This window comes from Herbaspirillum frisingense GSF30, from assembly GCF_000300975.2.
In the GTDB taxonomy this organism is placed as follows: domain Bacteria; phylum Pseudomonadota; class Gammaproteobacteria; order Burkholderiales; family Burkholderiaceae_D; genus Herbaspirillum; species Herbaspirillum frisingense.
On record NZ_AEEC02000002.1, the window covers coordinates 115,810 to 127,891 of the forward strand.

Sequence of the window (12,082 nt, forward strand, 5' to 3'; positions counted from 1 at the left end):
GGTTACAATTGCCCTTCCACAAGCCCCGCGCATGGCCGCCAGGGTCAATGAATCCAGCATTTTATCAGAGCACAGCCCATGAATTTGAAGATCAGAGCCCTTCTCGCCACTGCCCTCTTCAGCCTGCTGGCCGGTGGCGTCACCCCGGCACAGGCCGAGCCGGCGCGCGAATTCGTGCTCGGCAATGGCATGAAGGTGGTGGTCAAGGAAGACCGGCGCGCGCCCACGGCGGTGCAGATGGTCTGGTACAAGGTCGGTGCGGTCGACGAGTTCAACGGCACCACCGGTGTCTCCCACGCGCTGGAACACATGATGTTCAAGGGCACCCGCAACCATAAGGTGGGCGAGTTCAGCCGCCTGGTGGCCGAACTGGGCGGGCAGGAAAATGCCTTCACCGCCAATGACTACACCGCCTACTTCCAGCAGATCGAGAAGAGCCACCTGGAAAAGGTCATGGCCCTGGAAGCCGACCGCATGGCCAACCTGCAATTCGACGCCAACGAATTCGCCAAGGAAATCCGCGTCATCATGGAAGAGCGCCGCTGGCGCACCGATGACCAGCCCATGGGCCTCCTGAATGAAGCCCTCAACGCCGCCGCCTGGACCGCCCATCCCTACCACCATCCGGTGATCGGCTGGATGGATGACCTGCAGCACATGACGGTGCAGGACATCGCCAGCTGGTACCGCCAGTGGTATGCCCCCAACAACGCCACCCTGGTGGTGGCCGGCGACGTCGATGCCCAGCGCGTGCTGGCGCTGGCCAAGAAGTATTTCGGCAAGATTCCCTCCCACGCCCTGCCACGCGGCAGGCCGCAGAACGAACCCCAGCAGATCGGCATGCGCCGCGTCACCGTCAAGGCGCCGGCCGAGAATCCCTATGTGGTGATGGCCTGGAAGGTGCCGGCCCTGCGCCAGGTGGAGCAGGACCAGGAAGCCTATGCCCTGGACGTGCTCTCGGCCGTGCTGGATGGCTATGACAACGCCCGCCTCACCGCGCAGCTGGTGCGCACCAGCAACCAGGCCACCTCCGTGGGCGCCAGCTACAGCGGCGTGGCACGTGGCCCGGTACTGTTCACGCTGGAAGGCAGCCCGGCCAATGGCGTCACCACCGAACAACTGGAAACCCTGCTGCGGGCCGAAGTCACCCGCATCGCCAACGAGGGCGTCTCCGAACAGGAACTGCAGCGCGTGAAGACCCAGCTGATCGCCTCCCAGGTCTACAAGCGCGACTCCGTCTTCGGCCAGGCCATGGAAATCGGCATGCTGGAAACCGTCGGACTGGGCCAGAAGAACATCGACCGCATCATCGATCGCCTCAACAGCGTCACCGCCGCCCAGGTACAGGAAGTGGCTCGCAAATACTTCGGCGATGACACCCTGACCGTGGCCACGCTGGTGCCGCTGCCGCTGGATGGCAAGAAGCCCGCGCCGCCACCGGCCGGTCTGTTGCACTGAGGCGCGTGCCGCCAGCGGCCACCGAGAGTCTTCCCAGTCCTTGCCGGAGGAAAACATGCCCGTCATCGTCGTCGCCAACCCCAAAGGGGGTGTCGGCAAGACCACCCTGGCCACCAACCTGGCCGGCTATTTCGCCAGCCAGGGCCATGGCGTCCTGCTGGGGGATATCGACCGCCAGCAGTCTTCACGCGCCTGGCTCGCCATCCGCCCGGAGCAGGCCCGTCCGATTGCCACCTGGGAAGTCAAGGAAGACTACGTCGCCAAGCCCCCCAAGGGAACCAGCCACGTCGTGCTCGATACCCCGGCCGGGCTGCATGGCTGGCGCCTCAACGACGCCCTCAAGCTGGCCGACAAGGTGCTGGTGCCGCTGCAGCCGTCGATCTTCGACATCCTGGCCACCCAGGACTTCCTGCGTCGGCTGGCCAGTGAAAGGGCGGTGCGCGAAGGGGAGATCGACGTCGGCATCGTCGGCATGCGGGTCGATGCCCGTACCCGGTCGGCCGAGCAGCTGCAGCGCTTCATCGAGGGCCTGAAACTGCCGGTGCTGGGTTATCTGCGCGACACCCAGAACTACGTCCAGCTGGCCGCGCACGGCCTGACGCTGTGGGATATCGCCCCGTCCCGCGTACAGCGCGATCTGGAGCAATGGCAGCCCATCCTGCAGTGGCTGGCCAGCGCCAAGGGCAATGAACAAGATGCACAACGCGGATGATCCGCAGGTTTCGATTCCAGGCTTCCATGAAAAAATACTTAGGTTTTCTCCTCCTTCCGCTGAGCCTGCTGAGCAGCGCCCCTGCTTCGGCAGCCCTGGCGATCCAATCGTGGACCCAGCCCGACGGCGCCCGTGTACTGTTCGTGGCCAACCATTCCATCCCCATGCTGGACGTGAGCGTGCAATTCGACGCCGGCCAGCGCCGTGATCCCGCCGCCAAGGCCGGCCTGGCCGAACTGACCGTGGCCAGCCTCACGCGTGGCGTGGACGCCGGCCAGGGTGCTGAGGGCGTCAGTGCCACCCTGTCCGAAGCACAGATCCTGGATGGCTTCGCCGATGTCGCCGCCCAGCAGCAGGGTGGGGCCGGCCAGGACCGCGCCGGTGTGAGCCTGCGCACCCTGTCTGCTCCGGCCCAGCGCGACGTCGCATTAGGCCTGCTGGCGCGCATGCTGGCCCATCCCAGCTTCCCGCAGGCCGGGCTGGATCGCGACAAGGCCCTGGCCATCGCCAACATCAAGGAAGAACTGACCAAACCTGAAGCCATCGCCGAAAAAGCCTTCATGCAAGCGGCCTATGGCACGCACCCCTACGCCGTCGACGCGGATGAAGCCAGCCTGCAGGCCATCACCCGTGACGACCTGGTGGCCTTCCACCGCGCCCATTACGTGGCCAATCGCGCCGTCATCGCCCTGATCGGCGATATCACCGAAGCCCAGGCCCGTGCCATTGCCAGCGCACTCACCCGTCAGTTGCCGCAGGGTGCAGCCTTGCCGGCGCTGCCACCGGTGCCCACGCCTAAAGGGGGAGAAACGCGTATCGCCCATCCGGCCTCGCAATCCCATATCCTCATCGGCGCCCCGGCCCTGCAGCGTGGCGACAATGATTTCTTCGCGCTGACGGTGGGCAACTATGTGCTGGGCGGCGGCGGTTTCGTCTCGCGCCTGACCGACGAAGTGCGTGAAAAGCGCGGCCTGAGCTACAGCGTCTATAGCGGCTTCTCGCCACTGGCCCAGCCCGGTCCTTTCCAGATCGGTCTGCAGACCAAGAAGGAACAGACCGCCGAAGCATTGCGCGTGACCCGCGCCACGCTCGACAAATTCCTCCAGGACGGCCCCACCGCCGCCGAGCTCAAGGCCGCCAAGGACAACCTGGCCGGTGGTTTCGCGCTGCGCATCGACAGCAACGCCAAGCTGCTGGAAAACCTCTCCGTCATCGGCTTCTACGGCCTGCCACTGGATTACCTGGATCACTGGATCGAACGCGTCCGCGCCGTCAGCGTGCAGGACGTGCGCGCCGCCTTCCGCCGCCATGTGCAGCCGGCGCAGCTGTCCACGGTCATCGTCGGTGACGACGCCCCATAAAGGCACAATCAGCAGCAAGGAAAGTCATGAGCAAGAGCAGTCCCCCCAAGTCCGCCCCACCGGGCAAGCCCGTCAATCGCGGCCCGCACCAGGTCCGCATCATCGGCGGCCAGTGGAAGCGCACCCCGCTCCCGGTGCTGGATGCCGAAGGTCTGCGCCCCACGCCGGACCGCGTACGCGAAACCGTCTTCAACTGGATCACCCACCTGATCGATGGCGACTGGGCCCAGGTGGCCTGCCTGGACCTGTTCGCCGGCTCCGGCGCCCTTGGTTTCGAGGCCGCCAGCCGTGGCGCGCTTCGCGTGGTGATGGTGGAAAACAGCAGCCCGGCGGTACGCCAGCTGGAAGCCAATCGTGACAAGCTCAAGGCCGACGCCGTCGCCATCCTGCGCGGCGACGCCCTGGCGGCCGCCCAGAATGCGGCCCAGCGCGAGCCCGGCGGCTATAGCCTGGTGTTCATCGACCCGCCGTATCACCAGGGCTGGCTGGAAAAAGTGTTGCCTGCCTGCATGACTTTGCTCACCCCATCCGGGCTGGTCTATGCCGAAGCCGAATTCCCGCTCGACGGCGACGATGCCCCGGCGTGGATGCAAGACTGGGAAGTGGTCCGCGCCGACAAGGCCGGCATGGTCTTCTATCATTTATTGCAACGCAAAAGCAGTGCCCGAATTGAGGCATAATGCGCCTTCTGATTGAATAGCCGGTGAGGAGACACCATGGTCACAGCTGTATATCCAGGGACATTCGATCCGTTGACGCGTGGGCATGAGGACCTGGTCCGCCGCGCTTCCGGATTGTTCGACAAGCTGGTCGTGGGCGTAGCCGACAGCAAAAACAAGAAACCCTTCTTTTCGCTCGAAGAGCGTCTGTCGATCGCCAATGAAGTGCTGGGCCACTATCCGAATGTCCAGGTGGAGAGTTTCTCCGGCCTGCTGAAGGATTTCGTGCGCCAGAACAATGCCCGCGTCATCGTGCGCGGCCTGCGCGCGGTGTCCGACTTCGAGTATGAATTCCAGATGGCGGGGATGAACCGCTACCTGCTGCCGGACGTCGAGACGCTGTTCCTGACGCCCTCCGACCAGTACCAGTTCATCTCCGGCACCATCGTGCGCGAGATCGCTCAGCTGGGCGGCGACGTCTCCAAGTTCGTCTTTCCTTCGGTCGAGAAATGGCTCAAGGAAAAGATCGCCAAGCAATAAGGCCAGGCGATCCACAAGAGGTAAAGGTAGGGCAATGATGTTTCAAGCAAGCGAGGTGCGGCAATGGCACTGATGATTACCGACGATTGCATCAACTGCGACGTCTGCGAACCGGAATGCCCCAACGAGGCCATCTACATGGGTCCGCAGATCTACGAGATCGATCCGGACAAGTGTACCGAGTGCGTCGGTCACTTCGATGAGCCGCAGTGCCAGCAGGTCTGCCCGGTGGCCTGCATCCCCTTCAACCCGGCCTGGCGTGAAAGCCGCGAGCAGTTGATGGAAAAGTACGAGCGCCTGCAGGCCGGGGCCAAGGCTTCCTGATTCCATTCCCGCCGTCCTTTCCGAGATGCCGTTCAGTGTCGCGCTGAACGGCATTTTGGTTTTGTGGATGCGCATGGAAAACACCATAGGCCAGGCTTGATACCGGCTATCGGCAGGCACAGATCGGCCCCGGTGCAGAAAATGCCAGACTCGTGCCAGCCTCAGATTCATCCGCCCGGTATTCATCCACCCGGCTTCATCCTGCTACAACATGCATTCACTGCAAAAATCCGCCGTCGCCGCGCTGCTGCTCAATTCCACCCTCTGGGGCTTGTCCTGGACCGGCACGCGCGCGCTGGAAGGCATGGGCCTGCATCCGGTGTGGGCCACGGCCGCCATCTTCAGCGCCTGCGCACTGCTGCTGGTGCTGCTGCGCTGGCGTGAGCTGCCGCAACTGTGGCGCCACCCGACGCTGTGGTGCGTGGGCCTGGCCACGGGCCTGACCAACTGTTCCTTCAACGTTGCAGTGGCCTATGGCGATGTAGTGCGGGTGATCCTGCTGTTCTACCTGATGCCGATCTGGACCGTGATCCTGGCGCGCCTGGTCCTGCACGAAGCCATCACCCCGCGCTCCCTGGCCCGGGTGGCGCTGGGCCTGGGCGGCGCCTTCATCGTGCTCTATCAGCCGCGCCTGGGCCTGCCGCTGCCGCAGAGCCTGCCGGACTGGATGGCCGTGCTCTCCGGTCTGCTGTTTGCCATCACCAACGTCTTGCTGCGGCGCCTGCACGGACTTTCCGATGGCGCCCGCGCCGTCGCCATGCTGGCCGGTAGCGGTGTATTGGCGGGTCTGTTGGGTGTGGGGTTGTCCCTGACCGGCATGATCGCCTGGCCGCTGCACGTGCCGGTGGCTGCGTGGCCGGTGGTGGGACTGTGGGCAGTGCTGTTCCTGGTATCGAACCTGTGTCTGCAATATGGGGTGGCGCGCCTGCCGGCCAACATCACGGCCGTGATCATGCTGGCCGAAATCCTGGTGGCCAGCAGTTCGGCCTGGGTGCTGGGCGCGGCCGGCCTGCGTACGCAGGACATCGTGGGCGGCATCCTTATTCTGGCCGCACCCTGGATCGTGCGCGACCGTCGGCCTGCCGTGCAGCCGGCCTGATCAGTCCGCCGGCGCCAGCATCACGCGGTTGCGCCCGGCTTCCTTGGCCTGGTACAGCGCCTGGTCGGCCGCCTTGAGCATGGCCTGCTTGACCTCGCCCGCCGGCCGGCTGCGATCCGGCGGCGACAGCGAGGCCGCGCCGATGGAGGCACTGATTCTCAAGGGATCGCGCGAGCCCTCGATCATGATTCCCCGGCTGCAGATGCCGGCACGGATACGCTCGGCGATGCGGGCCGCATCGTCACGGGTGGCATGCGTGAGCAGCACCACGAATTCCTCGCCGCCGAAGCGCCCCAGCGCATCCGACAGGCGCAGCTCCTTCTTGATCCGCGCTGCCACCTCGCGCAGCACATCGTCCCCGCTCTGATGCCCGAACTGGTCGTTGACCCGTTTGAAATGATCGATGTCGATGAACAGGCAGGACAGGGCCGAGCGGTCGCGCTGGCTGCGCGCCACTTCTTCCTGCATGCGTTGCTCGATGTAGCGGCGGTTGTTCACGCCGGTCAGCGGATCGGTCAGGCCGATGTGCTTCAGGCGTTCATTGTTGATGACGTTTTCCAGGCAGACCGCGGCAATGGTGGCCAGCCGTTCGATGAAATCGGTGGCCAGTGAACGGGTGAATCGTTCGCCATAGGCACTGCCCAGCGACAGGTAGCCCAGCAGCCGGTGCTGACGTACCAGCGGCAGCACCGCCACGCTGACTGGCTGGTAGTGCGGGAACAGCGGGCCATGCAGCGCCGGCACATATTCGCCCAGGCGCGGCTTGTCCTCGGGCAGGGCATGCTGGTCGTCGATGAAGGCCAGCGGACGCGTCAGGAACAGCAGCTTGGGGAATTCGTTCACGCCGATCTGCAGGTCGCGCAGGATGCGCTGGATCGCATAATCGCCGTCGATCAACGACAGGGTCACCGTCTCCAGGCTGAACACGCCCGGCATCACGGTCAGCATCACATCGATCAGTTCGCGGAATTCGCTGGCGCCGATCAGCTTGAGGTCGAACGCCTGATGACGCTCGATGATGGACTGGTTGATGTGCGCCTGCTGCAGCAGGTCCTGCAGTTCAGCCCGCAGTTGTTCGTTGTCGGCAATCAGCGATTCCATAGCGATGGTCGATCTCATGTGCTCATCTGCATTTTCCGGCACCCGGCCGGCCCCTTGCCCTGACCGGTCGCCCGGCCTCCCAGCGGCCGGTTGCGCTTGTGGCGGCCGGCCTTGCTCTCATGCAATATATCGACAGCATCGGCGCCGGCTTGATGCCGCCGCGCCTGATTTTTTACCAGCAAGAAACGTTCCTGTCCCGCTGCCTGCTCAGGCCGCCTGCGGCGCGAAGAAGCGCGTCCCCATCTCTTCCAGGCCCAGCGTGCGCAACACCTCCTGCAGGCGCTCGGCCGGACGGCGGCGCGGCAGGTCGCGGTATTGGGCGATGATCAATTCATTCTTCATCGAATGTTCCCAGCCCACCAGTTCGGTCACGCTGACCTTGTAGCCATGCGCTTCCAGCTGCAGGCAGCGCAATACATTGGTGACCTGGCTGCCGAATTCGCGGGTATGCAGCGGATGGCGCCAGATTTCGGTCAGCGAATTGGCCAGCGACTTGCCCTTGTTGCGGTTCAGGACCGAGGCCACCTCGGCCTGGCAGCACGGCACCAGGACGATGAATTTCGCCTGTTTGGCCAGCGCGAAATGGATGGCGTCGTCGGTGGCGGTGTCGCAGGCATGCAGGGCGGTCACCACGTCGATGCGCTCCGGCAGGCTGGGTGAGCTGATCGAATCGGCCACCGACAGGTTGAGGAAGGACATGCCACCAAAACCCAGGCGCGCCGCCAGTTCCTCGGACTTGCGTACCAGTTCTTCGCGGGTCTCGATGCCATAGATGCGCGGCGTACCGGCCAGCGCCTTGAAGAACAGGTCGTACAGGATGAAACCGAGGTAGGACTTGCCCGCGCCATGGTCCACCAGGCTCACGTCCGGATGGGTGGCCAGCACTTCCTGCAGCAGCGGTTCGATGAACTGGTAGAGGTGATAGACCTGCTTGAGCTTGCGGCGGCTGTCCTGGTTCAGCTTGCCGTCGCGGGTCAGGATGTGCAGTTCCTTGAGCAGTTCGATGGACTGGCCGGGACGGATCTCATGCGCCTGCGGCGCAGTGTCGGCATGGCCGGTGGCATTGGCTGCACCGGCGGCATCGGCGGGTTTGCCACGGCGCTTGTCGCGGCCGGGGGCGCTGGGGGCTTGCTTGCTCATGGTGCTGCACTGGCGAAGAGCCGGCGCGGAGCCGGCGGGTTGGAATCGGGGGCGGGACGGGTGGCGCGCGTGCGGGTACAAGTGCAAGTACCACAAGTGCGCAGCCAGGGCCTGCCGTGGCCGGGCATTTTACCCGATCCCGATGTCAAGCTCGTGAAGTGTCGTCGCCGCGCCAAGCCCTGTTGTCAGCCTGAAAACATCCCTGCCCCGGGTCTGCAGACCGGTGGTGAATTCAGTGGCCGCTGAACACCGCTGCCCGTTTCTGCTGGAAGGCCGCGATGCCTTCCTGGCGATCGGCACTGGCGGCCATCAGCGAAAAGGACTTGCGCTCCAACAGCAGCCCGGCCTCCAGGCCCAGTTCGAAGGATTGCAACATGGCCTCCTTGGCCAGGCGCACCGCCAGCGGCGATTTCTGCGCAATGGTGGTGGCCAGCGCCAGGGTGCGGCCCAGGGTGTCGGCATCGTCCACCACCTCGGCCACCAGGCCGGCGCGCAGGGCCTCCTCGGCCGCGATGAATTCCCCCGACAGCACCATCTTCATCGCCAGCGGCTTGCCCACCGTGCGGATCAGGCGCTGCGTGCCACCGGCGCCGGGCAGGGTGCCGACATTGATTTCCGGCTGGCCGATGCGGGCGCCGCGCCCGGCGATGGCGATGTCGGCATGCATCAGCAGTTCACAGCCGGCCCCCAGCGCATAGCCGTTCACCGCCGCCAGCAGCGGTTTGGGGAAACGGGCGATGGCGCGCCAGTACTGGGCACGCACATCAAGCTGGGTGGCGATGGCGTCCTTCTGGATCATTTCATTGAGATCGGCGCCGGCAGCGAAGGCCTGCTCGTTGCCACTGATCACCACCGCCCGCACGCTGTCGTCGATTTCGGCGCGTGCCAGTTCGCCGGCGATTTCCCGCAGGCTCTGGTTGCGCAGGGCATTGCGCAGCGCCGGCCGGTTCAGGCGCAGATGCAGCACGTGCGGCCCATGCCGCGCTACCAGGATGTCTTCCGGTTCTGGCTGCGCCGACATCAGGCCACCCTCTCGATCACCAGCGCGATCCCTTGCCCCACGCCGATGCACATGGTGCAAAGCGCATAGCGGCCGCCGCTGCGTTCCAGCTGGTTGATGGCCGTGGTCACCAGACGCGCACCCGAAGCGCCCAGCGGATGGCCGATGGCGATGGCGCCGCCATTCGGATTGACGTGGGCGGCATCATCCGGCAGGCCGAGCGCACGCATCACCGCCAGCCCCTGTGCGGCAAAGGCTTCGTTGAGTTCGATCACGTCCATCTGCGCCAGCGTCAGGCCCACTTGCGCCAGCACCTTGCGCACCGCCGGTGCCGGGCCGAAGCCCATGATCCGTGGTGCCACCCCGGCACTGGCCATGCCCAGTACGCGGGCGCGTGGCCGCATGCGGTAGCGGTCGACCGCCTTGGCCGAGGCCAGCAGCAGCGCGCAGGCACCGTCGTTGACGCCGGACGCATTGCCGGCCGTGACCGTGCCGTCGGGCCGCACCACGCTCTTGAGCCGCGACAGCGTCGCCAGCGTGGTCTCGGGGCGCGGATGTTCGTCGGTAGCCACGAGGAGCGGATCGCCCTTCTTCTGCGGGATCGCCAGCGGCGCGATCTCTCCCGCGAAGAAGCCGTTCTCCTGCGCCGCGCTCCAGCGTTGCTGGCTGCGCAGGGCGAAGGCGTCCTGGTCGGCGCGGGCGATGCCGAATTCCTCGGCCACGTTCTCGGCCGTCTCCGGCATGGAGTCGATGCCGTGCAATGCCTGCATCAGCGGATTGACGAAACGCCAGCCGATGGTGGTGTCGAAGATCGCCGCGCTACGCGAGAAGGCAGTGTCGGCCTTGCCCATCACGAAGGGCGCGCGCGTCATGCTCTCCACGCCACCGGCGATCATCAACTGCACCTCGCCGGAGCGGATGGCGCGGGCGGCCATGCCCACCGCATCCAGGCTGGAGCCGCACAGGCGGTTGATGGTGGTACCCGGTACCTCCAGTGGCAGGCCTGCCAGCAGCCCCGCCATGCGGGCCACGTTACGGTTGTCCTCGCCAGCCTGGTTGGCGCAACCGTAGAGGATGTCGTCGACCTGGCCCCAGTCCACGCCGGGATTGCGCGCCATCAGGCTGCGTATCGGTGCGGCTGCCAGGTCGTCGGCGCGCACCGCGCCCAATGTGCCGCCGTAGCGGCCGAAGGGTGTGCGGATGGCGTCACAGATGAATGCGTCCATGTGTATTCTCGTCGCTTGTGTCGTGAAGCTGCGGGGTTCAGGCCGGCACGGCCGGGGAAGAGGTGGCAGCTCCCAAGGCGGGCGCGCCCTCGTTCTTCCTGCGGTTGTCGATCACGCGCCGGGCCTTGCCCACGGAGGACCGTTCGATCATGCCCGCCGGCACCACGGTGACCTTGGTGGAGATGCCCACATAGGTCTTGATGCTGTGCTGCAGCTCCTTCTCCAGTGCCTCCACATGTTCGATGGAGGCATCCTCGCGCAGTTCGGCGAAGACGCACATGCTGTCCATGTGACCATGGCGCTCGATCTGCAACTGGTATTGCGGCGCCAGTTGCGGCAGCTTCAGGATCAGCTCCTCGATCTGGGTCGGGAACACATTCACCCCGCGGATGATGAGCATGTCATCCGAACGCCCGGTGATCTTGCCGATGCGGCGCATCGAGCGCGAGGTCGGCGGCAGCAGGCGCGTCAGGTCACGGGTGCGATAGCGGATCATCGGGAGTGCCTCCTTCGACAGCGAGGTAAAGACCAGTTCGCCCTCCTCGCCATCGGGCAGCACTTCGCCGGTATCGGGATCGATGATTTCCGGATAGAAGTGGTCTTCCCAGATCACCGGGCCATCCTTGCTCTCGATGCATTCGCTGGCCACGCCCGGCCCCATCACCTCCGACAGGCCATAGATGTCCACCGCATCGATGCCGGCGCGTTGCTGGATTTCGCCGCGCATGGCATCGGTCCAGGGCTCGGCACCGAAGATGCCGACCCGCAGCGAACTGGCCGCCGGGTCCAGGCCCTGGCGCTGGAATTCCTCGATCACGTTGAGCATGTAGGAGGGCGTGACCATGATGATGCTGGGCTTGAAGTCGCGGATCAGCTGCACCTGCTTCTCGGTCTGGCCGCCCGACATGGGGATGACGGTGCAGCCCAGTTTTTCCGCACCGTAGTGGGCGCCCAGGCCGCCCGTGAACAAGCCGTAGCCATAGGAGATCTGCACGATGTCACCACGCCGGCCGCCGGCTGCCCGGATCGAGCGCGCCACCACGGTGGCCCAGGTATCGATGTCGTTGCGCGTATAGCCGACCACCGTGGGCTTGCCGGTGGTACCGCTGGAAGCATGCACCCGCACCACCTGCTCCCGCGGTACCGCGAACAGGCCGAAGGGATAGTGGTCGCGCAAGTCTTTCTTGCTGGTGAAGGGGAAACGGGCCAGGTCCGCCAGGCTCTTCAGGTCGTCCGGATGCACGCCGGCCTGGTCGAAGGCGTGGCGATAGTGCGGCACATTGTCGTAGGCATGCCGGAGCGACCACTTCAAACGCTGCAGTTGCAGTGCCTGCAGCTCGTCGCGGCTGGCGGTCTCGATGGCGTCCAGCTCGCCGGGTTGGGGGGTGCGGGTGGTCATGCTCGTCTCCAGTCTCGTTGTCGTTGTTCGGGATGTTCTGGTTCTGGTGGTGCGGTGGTGCTG

At 65.2% G+C, this 12,082-nt stretch carries 12 protein-coding genes; 7 read left to right on the forward strand and 5 right to left on the reverse strand.

Features of this window, described 5'->3' with window-relative positions; all coding sequences use genetic code 11:
- Positions 1-78: 78 nt before the first annotated feature.
- The 7 genes from HFRIS_RS01925 to HFRIS_RS01955 all read left to right on the forward strand — a co-directional run bounded on the left by HFRIS_RS01925 (position 79) and on the right by HFRIS_RS01955 (position 6,153).
- On the forward strand, positions 79-1,458 hold the full coding sequence (locus tag HFRIS_RS01925) for a M16 family metallopeptidase (RefSeq protein WP_006461529.1): 1,380 nt from the start codon (positions 79-81) through the stop codon (positions 1,456-1,458).
- Positions 1,459-1,513: 55 nt separating this feature from the next.
- Positions 1,514-2,170: a ParA family protein gene (locus HFRIS_RS01930; RefSeq protein WP_006461530.1), complete on the forward strand. Its 657-nt coding sequence runs from the start codon at positions 1,514-1,516 to the stop codon at positions 2,168-2,170.
- A gap of 26 nt (positions 2,171-2,196) precedes the next feature.
- Positions 2,197-3,531 carry a M16 family metallopeptidase gene (locus tag HFRIS_RS01935; protein WP_209442991.1) on the forward strand — a complete coding sequence of 445 codons (1,335 nt, stop codon included), beginning with the start codon at positions 2,197-2,199 and terminating at the stop codon, positions 3,529-3,531.
- 26 nt (positions 3,532-3,557) lie between these two features.
- Positions 3,558-4,211 (forward strand): 16S rRNA (guanine(966)-N(2))-methyltransferase RsmD, encoded by a 654-nt coding sequence (gene rsmD / locus HFRIS_RS01940; RefSeq protein ID WP_006461532.1) that lies wholly within the window; start codon positions 3,558-3,560, stop codon positions 4,209-4,211.
- Positions 4,212-4,247: 36 nt separating this feature from the next.
- On the forward strand, positions 4,248-4,730 hold the full coding sequence (gene coaD, locus HFRIS_RS01945; RefSeq protein ID WP_006461533.1) for a pantetheine-phosphate adenylyltransferase: 483 nt from the start codon (positions 4,248-4,250) through the stop codon (positions 4,728-4,730).
- A gap of 63 nt (positions 4,731-4,793) precedes the next feature.
- Positions 4,794-5,054 (forward strand): YfhL family 4Fe-4S dicluster ferredoxin, encoded by a 261-nt coding sequence (locus HFRIS_RS01950; protein WP_006461534.1) that lies wholly within the window; start codon positions 4,794-4,796, stop codon positions 5,052-5,054.
- Positions 5,055-5,265: 211 nt separating this feature from the next.
- On the forward strand, positions 5,266-6,153 hold the full coding sequence (locus HFRIS_RS01955; RefSeq protein ID WP_006461535.1) for a DMT family transporter: 888 nt from the start codon (positions 5,266-5,268) through the stop codon (positions 6,151-6,153).
- Here the strand turns inward: HFRIS_RS01955 and HFRIS_RS01960 are convergent, their stop codons facing one another.
- From HFRIS_RS01960 to paaK, 5 genes are all read right to left on the reverse strand, one after another.
- A complete protein-coding gene (locus HFRIS_RS01960) occupies positions 6,154-7,272 on the reverse strand; it encodes a sensor domain-containing diguanylate cyclase (protein ID WP_039873992.1) in 1,119 nt (372 codons plus the stop codon).
- 189 nt (positions 7,273-7,461) lie between these two features.
- Positions 7,462-8,394 carry a class I SAM-dependent methyltransferase gene (locus HFRIS_RS01965; protein ID WP_006461537.1) on the reverse strand — a complete coding sequence of 311 codons (933 nt, stop codon included), beginning with the start codon at positions 8,392-8,394 and terminating at the stop codon, positions 7,462-7,464.
- A gap of 232 nt (positions 8,395-8,626) precedes the next feature.
- The gene (locus tag HFRIS_RS01970; RefSeq protein ID WP_006461538.1) at positions 8,627-9,415 is read right to left on the reverse strand and encodes an enoyl-CoA hydratase-related protein; all 789 of its coding nucleotides are present in this window, start codon (positions 9,413-9,415) and stop codon (positions 8,627-8,629) included.
- Positions 9,415-10,620 carry a 3-oxoadipyl-CoA thiolase gene (pcaF, locus tag HFRIS_RS01975; protein ID WP_006461539.1) on the reverse strand — a complete coding sequence of 402 codons (1,206 nt, stop codon included), beginning with the start codon at positions 10,618-10,620 and terminating at the stop codon, positions 9,415-9,417. The genes HFRIS_RS01970 and pcaF overlap by 1 nt, the downstream gene beginning before the upstream one ends.
- 37 nt (positions 10,621-10,657) lie before the next feature.
- A complete protein-coding gene (gene paaK, locus HFRIS_RS01980; RefSeq protein WP_006461540.1) occupies positions 10,658-12,019 on the reverse strand; it encodes a phenylacetate--CoA ligase PaaK in 1,362 nt (453 codons plus the stop codon).
- Positions 12,020-12,082 lie beyond the last annotated feature (63 nt).